Raw genomic sequence first — 13,729 nt, 5'->3', positions numbered from 1 at the left:
TAGTTTGGGTTTTTGCTACACCTAAAGTAGGATGAAACACAAATCATATCGATAAAATGCACGTTTTTTTCGACGAACTGCATATTAGTTTTCGACGAACTGCATAAATTTGCATTTTTTATAGTATTTTTCTTAATTTTAATGTAATCCTATTTTGTATATAAAAGTGTATTTCATCGATGATTTTGGTATTTAATGGAAAAATTAGCTCGTAACTGCACAAAAAGTGAGTAGAAGACAGTCATTAATATAAGAAAAGTCCGTCCTTTCTTGTTTACTTCTTCTTTAAATGGATAAAAACCGGAAAGTGATCGCTATATCCGCCGAGGTATTTTCTGCCAACATATGTTCTGAAAGGTTCGCCTTCATATTTTTTATTCCACTCTTCAAGAAAACGTTCATCCAGGATATCAGCTCGGATAAAGGTGTGTTTACTTACTGTTACATCAAAAAAGTTGGCTGAAATAATGATTTGGTCAAAAAGATTCCATTTGGAATGATAACTTAAGCTTCCTCGTTCGTCGGGTATATGAAGTTTCTCCATTGGATTATACAACTTCAGCTTAGCCTCATTGACCAATGTTTTAATACTTTCAGATTGCGGGTCGTCGTTAAAATCACCCATAATGATAAACTTTGGACTCGCTTCCTCTTCCTTTACCCGTTCGATAATAGAATGTATAAGCTTGGCCGCTTTTACTCTCTTGTAGGAAGTTTCATCAGCTCCATGCCTTCGCGAAGGCCAGTGATTTACCAAAATATGTATGCGTTCGCCGTGCAAATTACCAGTTACATGTAATATGTCCCTGGTATAATCACGCTCCCCTTCTTCACTGTCCACCAACAAAGGAACAATCTCCTCATTAAGAACCTCTAAATGTTCTTTTTGATACAGTAACGCGGTATCTATTCCTCTTTCATCAGGAGAGTTATAATGTACATATTCATAAGAAAAGGGTCGTAAAATACTACTTCCCGTAAGATCGTTCAATACTTTTTTGTTCTCCACCTCAGCAACACCGACAAGTACAGGGGGCTCCCCGGCTTCATTGGTGCCGATTTCAGAAATAGCTCTTCCTAATTTGTAAATCTTATTTTGATAGCGATCCTCATCCCATTCCAGTTTGCCCTCTTCAGTAAAATCATCATCTAAAATATTGGGATCATCAATAGTGTCAAATAGATTTTCCAGATTGTAAAAACCTATACTATATGTGTTGTTCTTGTCCATAGCACAAAAATAAAAAAATCAATTGCGTACCTTTGTACTTTGATATTTATTTTATGCTGGAAAAGAAAACATTAGATTATGAAAAAGCGGTGCTCATCGGAATTATCAATCTGGAGCAGGATGAAGAAAAATCTAAAGAGTATCTGGACGAACTTGAATTTTTGGCCTATACAGCCGGAGGTGAAGTAACCGCACGTTTCACACAAAAAGTAAACGTTCCCAATCCTAAAACCTTCATCGGTAGTGGGAAAATGGAAGAAATAAGGCAATATGTTAAGGAAAACGACATAGGAACGGTCATTTTTGATGATGAACTCACACCCGCCCAACAAAAGAACATCGAAAAGATCTTAAAAGCCAAAATATTGGACAGAACCAGTCTAATCCTTGATATTTTTGCACAGCGGGCCCAAACCAGTTATGCAAGGACACAAGTAGAATTGGCGCAATATCAATATCTCTTGCCCCGATTGGCCGGGCTGTGGACTCACTTGGAGCGTCAACGTGGTGGAATTGGGATGCGTGGACCTGGTGAAACCGAGATTGAAACGGATAGGCGTATTGTTAGGGATCGAATCGCTTTGCTTAAGAAAAAGCTGGTAAAAATCGACAAACAAATGGAAACCCAGCGGGGGAATCGCGGAGCTTTGGTTCGTGTTGCCCTTATCGGTTATACCAATGTTGGAAAATCGACCTTGATGAATGTGATTAGTAAAAGTGATGTTTTTGCTGAAAACAAATTGTTTGCGACCCTTGATACTACCGTTCGAAAAGTTGTGATCGGGAACCTTCCTTTTCTGTTGAGCGATACTGTTGGTTTTATCAGAAAATTACCGACCCAATTGGTAGAATCGTTTAAAAGTACATTGGATGAAGTACGTGAAGCCGACCTGCTCTTGCATGTAGTTGATATTTCACATCCTAATTTTGAAGAGCATATCGATTCGGTAAACCAAATTCTGGACGAGATAAAAAGTGTTGACAAGCCCACCATAATGGTTTTTAACAAGATCGATAATTACAAACATCAAACCATAGATGAAGATGATCTTGTCACTGAAAAGACCACCGAGCACTTTACTTTGGAAGAATGGAAAGACACATGGATGAACCGTATGGGCGACAATGTGTTGTTTATTTCTGCCTTGAACAAGGAAAATATGGAAGAATTCAGGAAAAAGGTCTATCAGGAAGTGAGAAAGATTCACATAACACGCTTCCCCTACAACAACTTCTTGTATCCTGAATACGAAGAAGGTTTTTAGAACAATAAAAAACCTGTCTAAAAAAAAGATTATTCCCTGTCAGTTCGAGCGCAGTCGAGAACTAAACACCATTAAAAATCAATAGGTTTCGACTGCGCTCAACCTGACATAATCAGGTTTTTATTACTTTTTACACAGATTTCGTTTCAACTTATCCTGTTGAGTTGACGTAATTTTCAGCTTAAAAACCAACATTCACTCCCAAACCGAACACTTCACGTATCTGTAAAACACTTATGGCATTGTCGTCATATACCGCTTGGAAAGTCAAATTGGTTGAAAGATATTTGTTGATCTTCATAACCACATTCATGGTGTAGTCGACATCTATATTTTTGGGGTCTTCCAAATAGTTTGAATACAAATTCAGGATATTTTCAATAGAAACATTGTCCATCGCATTGAATTTATAATATCCTGAAGCATAGAAACCTAATTCGTAACGCATGCTGTCTCCGGGATCAATTCCGAAAACATCAGCATCATCGCTTGAATCAAAAATACCCGTATCACTATTATATTTGAAAACCTCATCTGTTATAAAAGTCATTTTTGAAGTCAAAGGAGCCAAATTGAACTTAAGATTATCGTGTTTCTTCCACGCCAATCCCGGGCCAAAAGTGAGGTATGCAGGTTTAAATAAGCCTGAAGTCTGAAAATCGGTATCAGCATCATTGTTATAATCATACCCATTTGTAAATTGTGTCCTGAAATTCAGGAAAAAAGAGTAATACCAATTTCCGAAAGCTTTTTTCCCGACCTGGGAATTGTATTCAAAACGGTCGTCTGTTTTTCGTGTTCCCTGGTCTTTCGTATTCGTTAGACCATAAGAGCCCATTATCTTATTGTCCCAAGTCCAATCGCCTTTGAGGTAATTAAAATCGTAGTTTACCCCTAAGGTACCCGAAACGTTGTTTTGTCCACCGGCTACCCAATTGCTAAACGCCGACTGATTTAATAAGAATGTAAATGTTCCTCCTTTTGTCCATCCTTCTTTTGGGGCTTCATCCTCCTGTCCGTAAGAAAAGGTGATTCCTAAAAACAGGGTTGCTACAAACAATACTTTTTTCACTCGTAAAAAAATTTTTAGTTAATAAATTGATAGTCGATTAATCCATGTTCATTTCATAGATTAATATTTGTAATGCTAATTTAAATACGTACAAAAATACTGTTTAGATTAGATTTTTCGATATCATCCGAAATTATTTTCTCTTAAAAAGAGGAACAGAAGAACAGGCTTCACCATACATCACACTCTTTGCAACCGGCATTAATTTTTGAGTGATCATTAGGTAAGCATTTTGTGGAACAGGCTTTTGCGAACAGCCTTTTACGATAACCGGTTTATCTTTATATTCCGAAAGGTCAAGTTTATCAATAACATCTTGGTAGATGGAAGTTTCCAATTGCTCCAAGTTTCCGGTAATTACTTTTTTTGCATATGCTGAAAGGTATGTGGTGAGCAGCATATATGCCCATGCGGGAATGACAGCATCAGTAGAACAAGTCAGTGCTACATAAGCATCTTGATATTGTTCCCAATCGTGTTGCTTTGCTTTTTCACGGAAATCTTTTTCCCTTAACAAAAAACCCTCCTGCAACCAATCTTTAACATCAAAAAGTACACGCTTCCCCTCCGGATAATGATCTTCCAGATTGAAAGTAAGCAATTTGCTTTGCGCTACTCTATTGAGGATTTCCCCTTCCATACTGTAATTTAAAATTGAAAAACTAAGTTATGCTATTTACAACAGTCCCAACTCCAATTTGGCTTCTTCACTCATTAATTCCTGACTCCATGGCGGATCAAAAGTGATTTCTACCTCAGCATCTTTCACATCATCTATAGTTTTTACTTTTTCTTCCACTTCTACAGGCAATGTCTCTGCTACCGGGCAGTTGGGTGTTGTTAGGGTCATTAAGATCTTTACTTCACGATCTTCATTGACAAAAACGTCATAGATCAACCCTAATTCGTATATATCAACCGGAATTTCAGGATCGAATATGGTTTTCAACACCTTAACAATCTTCTCTCCTAGCGCTGCTGTATCTATTGTTTCGCTCATGTCTTTTTAATTTAGTTGTGTTTGGTATGCAATAGCATACATTTTCAGCTGTTTTATCATACTCACCAAACCATTGGCCCTTGTTGGCGAAAGGTGCTCTTTCAAACCTATTTGGTCAATAAATTCGGTATTGGCCTCAATAATCGCTTTCGGACTTTGATTTGAAAATGCCCTGACCAAAATAGCGATAATACCTTTGGTGATAATCGCATCGCTGTCTGCCGTGAACACCAATTTCTCATCCTCCAACTCGGCATGTACCCATACCTTACTTTGACAGCCCTTTATAATATTATCTTCGGTTTTATATTTTTCATCGATCAGCGGAAGGGATTTTCCTAGTTCTATCATGTATTCATAACGCTGCATCCAATCGTCGAACATGGAAAACTCATCCACTATATCATTCTGAATATCCTGAATTGTCATATGTTTAATTTTTTTTACAATGGCTAAAATGTGCAAAAAAATTGTTGCGCATATGGAACCGCTGCACTCTCACATGATTTTTATTAATCATGTTCGTTTCATAGATTCAATTTTCAACAAAAGTACAACAAGAAAAACTGCTATTCAACTGTTTCTGTCAATGTTGGCATAGCTTTAACCTATAGTACTGTCTTAAAAAAGACGTTTACCCCTATAAGTCGTAGTATTGTTATTAAGATAACATCATTTTTGCTTTTTTAACGGCTTCTACCAAAGCATCTATCTCTTCTTTAGTGTTGTAAAAAGCAAAACTCGCCCTTACGGTTCCGGGAATTTTAAAGAAATCCATTACCGGTTGTGCACAATGGTGACCAGTTCTTACGGCGATTCCGAGTTTATCAACTATGGTTCCTATATCATACGGGTGGATGCCTTCAATATTAAAAGAAATCAAAGAAGCTTTATTTTTTGAATTCCCATAAATTCTAAGTCCTTCGATCTGGCTCATTTTTTCGGTTCCGTAATGCAGCAGTTCATCTTCATAAGCTTTGATATTGTCAAAACCGATGTTGTTCATATAATCAATCGCAGCCCCAAAGGCTATTCCACCACAAATATTAGGTGTTCCTGCTTCAAATTTATGTGGAAGTCCGGCATAAGTGGTTTTTTCAAAACTCACCTCAGCAATCATCTCCCCTCCACCTTGATACGGTGGTAGTTTTTCCAACCATTCTTCCTTTCCGTAGAGTACTCCAACACCGGTCGGGCCACACATTTTATGAGCCGAGGCTACATAAAAATCGACATCCAGTTCTTGAACATCCGGCTTTATATGGGCAGTTGCCTGTGCGCCATCGATCAACACGGCAGCCCCTACTTTATGGGCTTTTTCTATAATCTCTTCAATCGGATTCACAACCCCAAGAGCATTGGAAATATGGTTACAAAACACAAGCTTGGTCTTTTCAGACAACAATTTGTCATATTCCCTCATGATCAATTCCCCATGATCGTCTATGGGTAGTACACAAAGTACAGCACCCGTTCTTTCACACAACATCTGCCAAGGCACGATATTGGAATGGTGTTCCACCGCCGAAACAATAAGTTCGTCCCCCTCCTTAAGGATAGCCGTAAAACCGTGAGCCACCAAATTTGTTCCATGTGTTGTTCCTGAGGTGAAGATCATTTCATGGGAATGCTTCGCATTGAAATGCCTTTGTATTTTTATTCGTGCCTGCTCATATTTATCGGTCGCCTCTTGTGAAAGTGTATGCACCCCGCGATGTATGTTTGCATTGTAGTTTGAATAGTAATCCACTATACAATCGATGACCTGTTGTGGTGTTTGAGAGGTCGCCGCATTATCAAAATAAACCAACGGATGTCCGTTTACCTTTCTTTTCAGAATAGGAAAGTCTTCTCGTATTTTATCTATATTGATCATATTCATTCTTTAATACTACAAAAGTACTGAACTCGTCTTGACTTTTCGTATTTGAGCGAAAAATTGTGCTTTTGTTTCCTAATGAAAGCTTTTTTGAGCAGCATAGCAGCGCTATGGTGTCATAAAAAGACAGAACCGAACGTTAAGAAAGCAGCCAGGGACTGCTTTTAGTGAAAAGGCCAGATGGCACACTGGCAATCATTTTGCAGCCAAAAGGAAAAGTTGAGAAGAGTTCTTAAATCTAAGAGGATTATGTATCTTTAGATTCATATAATCATTAAAGAATATTGTTTTGTTGAAAAAATTAAAACGCCTGTTCTCCTTCCTTCTTTTAGTACTTATTATAATTTTTGCTGTAGTTGCCTACTTTAATTATCCCAAACTGACTATTATCAGTGGGTTTTCTGCCAAAAATATGTGCTCCTGCGTATTCAACGATCAAAGAAACTCAACTTATACTGCTGAAAACGATAATGATTTCCCTCCCGTAAACTTTGCCAAAAACGAAGTGGATAAAGCACAAAAGGCTTCCATCGCTTCTGTTTTAGGACTAAAGCCCAGAAAAGCGGTTTACCGAAAAGGCTTGGGTTGTGTACTCATTCCTGAAACCAAGAGCAACCTCCCAAAAAAATTTATCTTCCCCAAACGAACAAAAAGCATTAACCGACTCCCATATCCTTATGGTAACAAAGAACAAAAAGACACTGCGTTTTCAAATCTGGATTATAAAAAGATAAATGCTACTGTCAAGGCTGCTTTTAAAAATAATGACGTTCAAAAAACAAGATCGGTACTGGTAATTTACAAGGATCATATTATTGCTGAAAAATATAGCGATTCCATCGACAAAGATTCCAAATTATTAGGCTGGTCGATGACCAAAAGTGTTTTGGCTACGCTCTACGGAATTTTACAATATCAGGGGAAACTGAACATCAACGATCCGGCAAAAGTTGATGCATGGCAAAACGATGAAAGGAGAAACATTACCTATAGCAACCTCCTCCATATGAACAGCGGATTGGAATGGGAAGAAGATTACTCCACCATATCTGACGTTACAAAAATGCTCTACCAAGACGAAGACATGACCAAGAGACAGGCAGAAAAAGTAGCAAAATATCCTCCTGACACCCATTGGAACTATTCTTCAGGAACAAGTAATTTGCTCTCCGGACTTTTGCAAAAAGAGTTTGACAACTATCGTGACTATGTCAATTTTCCTTACGAGGCCTTGATAGACCGTATTGGCATGAACAGCATGATTATAGAAACCGATCTGGCAGGGAACTATGTTGCTTCCTCCTACGGATGGGCAACTACCCGCGATTGGGGAAAATTCGGATTGCTCTATCTCCACAACGGAAACTGGAACGGCGATCAGCTTTTTGACAAATCATGGGTAGATTACGTGAACACCCCTGCTACAGCTTCTGAAGCAGAATACGGAGGACATTTCTGGTTACAAACTCTTGAAAAATTACCCGATGTGCCATCTGATACTTATTATGCCGACGGGTTTCAGGGGAAACGGGTGTATATCGTTCCGTCCAAAGACCTGGTTGTCGTTAGAATGGGACTCGCCTCCGGGGATGCCTTTGACTTTAACGGATTTTTAAGCGGAATCACATCATCGATTAAATAAAAACAATCATGTACTACATTCTTTTCTACAAAACCATTGATGACTATATTGAAAAACGCGCACCGTTTCGTGCCGAACATCTGGCACTTGCACAAGAAGCTACCAAAAGTGGAGCTTTGGTCTTAGCTGGAGCCCTTGATGACCCTGCAGATGGCGCCGTACTTGTTTTTAAGGGAAACAGCCCAAAAGTAGCCGAAGACTTTGCCAAAAACGACCCCTACGTCAAAAACGGCTTGATTAGTGAATGGAGTGTTCGTCCGTGGACAGTTGTTATAGGAAGTCTTTTTAAAACACCTTAGTCTCTTTAGTCTCTAAGTTTTAGCTATATTTATATTAAAATTATCATATGCTTACCAAAAAACGCTATTCCGTTAAAGACCTTTTCTTATGGTCGCGTTGGGAAACCTTTCTTTTTCTATTGTATGCCTTAATAATTACCGTAGCATACCACATCTTAGGATATACGTTTTTACACGTTCCGTGGACACCGGTAGCCTTGGTAGGTACTGCTGTGGCTTTCCTTGTCGGTTTCCAGAACAATTCGGCTTACGGCAGGATATGGGAAGCCCGTAAAATATGGGGAGGCATTGTAAATACTTCACGAACATTCGGAATGAAAGTACAAGCTATGGTGTCTAACGAATATTGTGACACCCCTGTTAGCGAAGAAGAACTCAATCATCATAAAAAAACACTCATCTACCGACATATTGCATGGATGACTGCCTTGCGGTATGCCATGAGGCAGACCAAGGACTGGGAAACCTTCCGCTTGCACAGAACCAACAGGGAATGGCAAAGAAAGATTTATATTCCTGAGTTTACAACATCATTAAAAGATGACCTTAGTATGTATCTCGAAGATCATGAAATGGATTATGTTTTGTCTAAAAACAACAAGCAAACCGCTTTGTTGTACCTACAATCCAAACATTTAAAAGCGTTGAAAGAACAAGGCCTCCTTTGGGAATTCTCTTTTTTGGAATTGGAAAACGTGTTGGAAACTTTATTTGATCATCAAGGAAAGAGCGAACGTATAAAGAACTTTCCATACCCGAGACAATATGCGGCTTTAAGCTATTATCTGGTCTTCATTTTCCTCTTTTTACTCCCCTTCGGGATTGTCCCTGAGTTTGCAAATATTAGTGACATAATTAGTGAGACCAATCCTTTAATAGGCCGTTTTTTTGTTTGGATGGCCATTCCGCTATGCGGAGCGGTTTCCTGGGCATTCCACATCATGGAACGTTTGGCAAGGGTAGGTGAAAATCCTTTTGAAGGGAGTTCAAACGATGTGCCTATCTCTACCATAGCCAGAGGAATTGAAATTGACCTGCGGCAAATGCTGGATGAAGACTTCGACATCATACCAGGTCAATTCCCGGAGAAACATCATGTTCAGATGTAAGTATTTATGGAATTGATGAAAATAAAAAGCCCGAAAAGCTTTTCTATACCTTTCGGGCTTTTAAAATAATTCATTTGAAGTTGATTTATTCCTTGTCAAGGTTTTTTGTCATTGTAAACCCGACAAACAGTCCTACCCCGGCCATTAAAAATATACAGGCTGGATAAATAGCATCATCATTCATAGTAGTATAGTTTTCCAATAACTGAGCAATGAAAATCCCAAGACCAACCCCCATAAACAACAAGGCCAAATTCAGGATAATAACTTTCCAAATCGGTGCAGTTTTTCGTTTACCATGAACAAAAATACTGGCATCTGCACCTTTTTCAATAAGAGTTAAACGCTCTTTATTGCGTGTTGAAAAATACAGATAGAAAATTCCAAAAATAGCAACTATTAAAATCGAAAAAACAATTGTTGGTCCTCCCATAACGGTTCTTTTTTTAAGATTGATTATATTTATGTGTTTCATTCCTTATGACGATAGTTTTTAAATGATGGTTACAAGTTTTTCAAAATATTTTTCTCCTATATCTGTAACCACAGTAAAAATTTTGTCGTCTAACGGACAAATGACCGCTAACAACGACCAACATTTAATCGATCAAGTTATTTCCGGAGATACTGCTGTATTTTCGGTTTTAGTTACCCGATATAAAGATTTAGTGTTTACTTTAACATTGCGAATGTTAAAAAACAAAGAAGAGGCAGAAGAGGTTGCTCAAGACACCTTTATAAAAGCATATAAATCATTGCAAAAATTTAAAGGTGATTCAAAATTCTCAACTTGGTTATATAAAATTGCGTACCACAACTGTCTCGATCGATTAAAATTGTATAAAAAGGAGCGTGCTTTGGTGTCTATGGAAACCATCACAGAACCCAATATTAAAATAACAGACAATGCTTTTGAGCAATTGGCACGGGCAGAAAAAAGACAAACTATTCTGGAGTGTATGGAAACCCTGCCCACCAAGGACAGCTTCCTGTTAACACTGTATTATTTTGAAGAACAATCACTTGAAGAAATTTCGCACATCATCGGAATTAAACCAAATAACGTAAAGGTTAAATTGTTCCGAAGTAGAAAAAAGCTGGCTGCAGTATTGCGTCAAAAATTAGAACCTGAAATTATAGAATCCTATGAAAGAGCAGGACGAAAAACATCTTGAAGAATTAACAGACAGGTGGCTTCAGCATGACAGTACACAATTTCCTACAGCAGATTTTAGATCGTCTGTAATGCTAGAGGTTGAGCGCATAAAAAAGTCGGAAGCCTTTGTATATAAGCCATTGATTTCAAAGATCACCTGGGTGATTATCGCCATCGTTTTGGCGGCACTCACTATTTATATCCTTCAAGCAAAGACATCAGAAGAGGAGAGTTTCATAAGTACTATTGATTTTGACACTCTATTTAAAAATGTGTTTTCTCAAGCATTTTTTAATCTTAAAGTATCAGACACCGTCATTTATGCAATATATATCATAGCTATAATGATAGGAATACAAATCCCAGTACTGAAACACCATTTTAACAAACGACTTAAATATTAGAATTTATACTTAACAAAAAACCCGAAAAGCTGAAGCTTTTCGGGTTTTTCACATTCTTAAATTGACTTTTTTACAAGTCAAAACCTATATTAACACCTAATTTCATTGCTATCAATTTGTTGATCCGGATTTTTACTTCCGGAATCTTTACACTTTCCAATACATTATTGGCAAAAGCATACATCAACAAGGCTCTGGCCTCTTTTTCAGGAATTCCTCTGGTCTGTAGATAAAAAAGCGCCTCATCGTCCAATTGTCCTATCGTACATCCGTGGGAACATTTAACATCGTCTGCAAAAATCTCTAACTGAGGTTTCGCATTGATGGTTGCCTTATCATCAATAAGGATGTTGTTACTCTGCTGGAAACCGTTGGTTTTTTGTGCTTCTTTCTCCACAATAATCCTTCCGTTGAAAACCCCGGTACTTTTATCGGCATAAATCCCTTTATAATCCTGATGGCTTTCACAATTCGGTTCGGAATGGTGTACCAAAGTACTGTGGTCAACGTGTTGTTTCCCTTCGATAATGGTAATTCCCTTTAAGGTTGAATTGATATACTCCCCTTTGTGTAGGAACTGTAGATTGTTTCGCGTAAGCTTACCACCTATGGAAAAAGTATGTACTGAAGCATGACTGTTTTTCTCCTGAGCGATATATGTGTTATCGATCAAGGAAGCGCTCTGCTTATCATTCTGTATTTTATAATAATCTGCAATTGCCCTTTCATGCACGAATATTTCAGTTACCGAATTGGTAAAAACAGCATTTTCTGTTGTGCTTTGATGTCTTTCAATAATCTGCACTTGAGCATTTTCTTCTACGATGACCAAGCTACGCGGTTGTAACATTAACGAAGCTTCATTTCCCGTTGCAAAATGAATTATTTGAATAGGCTTTTCAACCACCTTTCCTTTTGGGATATGAATAAATGCCCCTTCTCTTGAAAAAGCGGTGTTCAGCGATGTAAGACTATCGTCCTTTTTGGCAATCTTATTAAAATACTTCTCTATAACAGTTCTGTACTTGGGTTTATTCAATGCAGAGCTCATCAAACAAGCGTCCAGACCCTCGTGTGAGGTTTGCGACAGGTGAGAACTGTAAATTCCATCGATAAAAACTATCTTATAACTATCGATATCGTGTATAAAATACTTTTTAACATCTTTAAATTCCAATCCCGGTTCATCTTTTGGAAACACACTGTAGTTGTTTTTCAAAAGCGTATTCAACGAAGTATATTTCCACAATTCATCTTTTTTGGAAGGGAACCCTTTTTCTTCAAAGACCTTTATGGCTTCCGTACGAATATCGTGCACCGGATGGTCTATATCCACGCGATTTTCAAAAGCCATAAATGATGATATTAATTTATCTTTTAATTCCATTTTTATTTTCTTATTCCACTTCTCTTTTCAGAAGTCTTTTTATTTATCGGTTCGGTCTAAAAACATATACTAACAAGCCTTCGGCTTATTTAACGATACGCTCGAAAATGTTTAAACCGCCACTTCCTGCTTAACCCAGTCGTACCCTTTATCTTCCAACTCAAACGCTAGTTCTTTCCCGCCGGACTTCACTATTTTTCCGTCAAGTATAACGTGCACGAAATCAGGGATGATATATTGCAACAAACGTTGGTAGTGGGTAATCAATACCACCGCATTGTCTTTGTTTTTCAATTTGTTCACTCCGTTGGCAACAACACGCAAAGCATCAATGTCCAATCCTGAATCTGTTTCGTCAAGAATGGCTAGCTTAGGCTCTAACATCGCCATTTGGAAGATCTCGTTACGTTTTTTCTCTCCTCCTGAAAATCCTTCGTTTAAAGAACGGGACAAGAATTTTCTATCGATCTCCAACAATTCTGATTTCTCACGAATTTTCTTCAACATCTCATTGGCCGGCATTTCTTCCAAGCCTTGTGCCCTTCTGCTTTCGTTGATAGATGTTTTCATGAAATTGGTCACCGTTACCCCGGGAATTTCTACCGGATACTGAAACGACAGGAAAATCCCTTTATGTGCCCTTTCTTCCGGAGGCAAATCGGTAATTTCCTCATTTTCCATAGTAATAGACCCTTCAGTCATCTCGAAATCTTCATTTCCTGCAATGACCGATGCCAATGTACTTTTTCCAGAACCGTTCGGTCCCATAATAGCGTGTACTTCCCCGGGGTTAACCTCCAAGTTAATCCCTCTCAATATTTCTTTGCCCTCTACGCTGGCGTGTAAATTATTAATCTTTAACATTTAAAATCTTATATTTAAAATTTAAGATTGAATATTCTTTCAATCATACAAATTTATTCCCCTTTATCTTCGCTTTTTGTAAATACTTAATAAATCCTGAAAGGGATTTACTTAATTCAATACTCTTATTTTTCAAATAATCTAACTCTTCTTCATTTTCATTTATGTATTTCCTGTCAAAAGACCTATATAATTGAGACCTAGATTCTGCACATGACCCTTTAGAAATGGTTAAAAAATGTACAAATTCTTTATTTCCTTCACGTTCAAATCCTTCAGCAATATTATCCATAATCGATCCTGAAGAACCCAGTATTTGATTAATCAGTTTAAAATCATTATTAAATTTATCAGCAGAAGCTATGTTAAAAATTTCCTTAGCATATTATTTTCTTGCTTTCTGCCAAACTTCTAAATCTTC

General features: G+C 37.8%; 16 protein-coding genes. 6 read left to right on the top strand and 10 right to left on the bottom strand.

Annotated features, from left to right (window positions below):
* Positions 1-274: 274 nt before the first annotated feature.
* Positions 275-1,231, bottom strand: a complete 957-nt coding sequence (locus OOZ15_RS14930) for an endonuclease/exonuclease/phosphatase family protein (RefSeq protein ID WP_265957226.1) — start codon at positions 1,229-1,231, stop codon at positions 275-277.
* Positions 1,232-1,284: 53 nt separating this feature from the next.
* On the opposite strand from OOZ15_RS14930, the gene hflX reads away from it, so the two are divergent.
* Positions 1,285-2,496 (top strand): GTPase HflX, encoded by a 1,212-nt coding sequence (hflX, locus tag OOZ15_RS14925; protein WP_265957290.1) that lies wholly within the window; start codon positions 1,285-1,287, stop codon positions 2,494-2,496.
* Between the two features lie 181 nt (positions 2,497-2,677).
* Here hflX and OOZ15_RS14920 read toward each other — a convergent pair whose 3' ends face one another.
* The 5 genes from OOZ15_RS14920 to OOZ15_RS14900 all read right to left on the bottom strand — a co-directional run bounded on the left by OOZ15_RS14920 (position 2,678) and on the right by OOZ15_RS14900 (position 6,444).
* Positions 2,678-3,568, bottom strand: coding sequence for a DUF3078 domain-containing protein (locus tag OOZ15_RS14920; RefSeq protein WP_265957225.1), 891 nt, complete (start codon positions 3,566-3,568; stop codon positions 2,678-2,680).
* A 133-nt stretch (positions 3,569-3,701) separates the two neighbouring features.
* Positions 3,702-4,208 carry a DUF2480 family protein gene (locus tag OOZ15_RS14915; protein ID WP_265957224.1) on the bottom strand — a complete coding sequence of 169 codons (507 nt, stop codon included), beginning with the start codon at positions 4,206-4,208 and terminating at the stop codon, positions 3,702-3,704.
* Positions 4,209-4,244: 36 nt separating this feature from the next.
* Complete coding sequence (locus tag OOZ15_RS14910) at positions 4,245-4,568, bottom strand: SUF system Fe-S cluster assembly protein (RefSeq protein WP_265957223.1); 324 nt, start codon at positions 4,566-4,568, stop codon at positions 4,245-4,247.
* A gap of 6 nt (positions 4,569-4,574) precedes the next feature.
* Positions 4,575-4,997 carry a SufE family protein gene (locus OOZ15_RS14905; RefSeq protein WP_265957222.1) on the bottom strand — a complete coding sequence of 141 codons (423 nt, stop codon included), beginning with the start codon at positions 4,995-4,997 and terminating at the stop codon, positions 4,575-4,577.
* 232 nt (positions 4,998-5,229) lie between these two features.
* Positions 5,230-6,444 carry an aminotransferase class V-fold PLP-dependent enzyme gene (locus OOZ15_RS14900; RefSeq protein ID WP_323053921.1) on the bottom strand — a complete coding sequence of 405 codons (1,215 nt, stop codon included), beginning with the start codon at positions 6,442-6,444 and terminating at the stop codon, positions 5,230-5,232.
* 292 nt (positions 6,445-6,736) lie between these two features.
* Here OOZ15_RS14900 and OOZ15_RS14895 point away from each other — a divergent pair, with 292 nt between their 5' ends.
* From OOZ15_RS14895 to OOZ15_RS14885, 3 genes are read left to right on the top strand one after another with little or no spacing between them, the layout of a single operon-like run.
* Positions 6,737-8,089 (top strand): serine hydrolase domain-containing protein, encoded by a 1,353-nt coding sequence (locus OOZ15_RS14895; protein WP_323053920.1) that lies wholly within the window; start codon positions 6,737-6,739, stop codon positions 8,087-8,089.
* Positions 8,090-8,097: 8 nt separating this feature from the next.
* Positions 8,098-8,388, top strand: a complete 291-nt coding sequence (locus OOZ15_RS14890; protein ID WP_265957221.1) for a YciI-like protein — start codon at positions 8,098-8,100, stop codon at positions 8,386-8,388.
* A 47-nt stretch (positions 8,389-8,435) separates the two neighbouring features.
* A complete protein-coding gene (locus tag OOZ15_RS14885) occupies positions 8,436-9,497 on the top strand; it encodes a bestrophin family protein (protein WP_265957220.1) in 1,062 nt (353 codons plus the stop codon).
* Between the two features lie 85 nt (positions 9,498-9,582).
* On the opposite strand, the gene OOZ15_RS14880 is transcribed toward OOZ15_RS14885, so the two are convergent.
* Complete coding sequence (locus OOZ15_RS14880) at positions 9,583-9,930, bottom strand: DUF6249 domain-containing protein (RefSeq protein ID WP_265957287.1); 348 nt, start codon at positions 9,928-9,930, stop codon at positions 9,583-9,585.
* A gap of 64 nt (positions 9,931-9,994) precedes the next feature.
* Here OOZ15_RS14880 and OOZ15_RS14875 point away from each other — a divergent pair, with 64 nt between their 5' ends.
* Together OOZ15_RS14875 and OOZ15_RS14870 are read left to right on the top strand one after the other, a co-directional pair.
* Positions 9,995-10,672, top strand: coding sequence for an RNA polymerase sigma factor (locus OOZ15_RS14875; RefSeq protein WP_323053918.1), 678 nt, complete (start codon positions 9,995-9,997; stop codon positions 10,670-10,672).
* The gene (locus OOZ15_RS14870; RefSeq protein ID WP_265957219.1) at positions 10,644-11,057 is read left to right on the top strand and encodes a hypothetical protein; all 414 of its coding nucleotides are present in this window, start codon (positions 10,644-10,646) and stop codon (positions 11,055-11,057) included. The genes OOZ15_RS14875 and OOZ15_RS14870 overlap by 29 nt, the downstream gene beginning before the upstream one ends.
* Before the next feature lie 70 nt (positions 11,058-11,127).
* Here OOZ15_RS14870 and sufD read toward each other — a convergent pair whose 3' ends face one another.
* The 3 genes from sufD to OOZ15_RS14855 all read right to left on the bottom strand — a co-directional run bounded on the left by sufD (position 11,128) and on the right by OOZ15_RS14855 (position 13,681).
* Positions 11,128-12,444: a Fe-S cluster assembly protein SufD gene (gene sufD, locus OOZ15_RS14865; protein WP_265957218.1), complete on the bottom strand. Its 1,317-nt coding sequence runs from the start codon at positions 12,442-12,444 to the stop codon at positions 11,128-11,130.
* A 111-nt stretch (positions 12,445-12,555) separates the two neighbouring features.
* Positions 12,556-13,308 (bottom strand): Fe-S cluster assembly ATPase SufC, encoded by a 753-nt coding sequence (sufC, locus tag OOZ15_RS14860; RefSeq protein WP_265957217.1) that lies wholly within the window; start codon positions 13,306-13,308, stop codon positions 12,556-12,558.
* A 43-nt stretch (positions 13,309-13,351) separates the two neighbouring features.
* Positions 13,352-13,681 carry a four helix bundle protein gene (locus OOZ15_RS14855; protein WP_323053925.1) on the bottom strand — a complete coding sequence of 110 codons (330 nt, stop codon included), beginning with the start codon at positions 13,679-13,681 and terminating at the stop codon, positions 13,352-13,354.
* Between the last annotated feature and the right edge of the window lie 48 nt (positions 13,682-13,729).

Origin of the sequence: Galbibacter kalidii (assembly GCF_026241135.1) — a bacterium.
Classification (GTDB): Bacteria; Bacteroidota; Bacteroidia; order Flavobacteriales; family Flavobacteriaceae; genus Galbibacter.
Note: the sequence above shows the minus strand (reverse complement) of the source record. Positions and strands in the feature narration are given on the sequence as shown.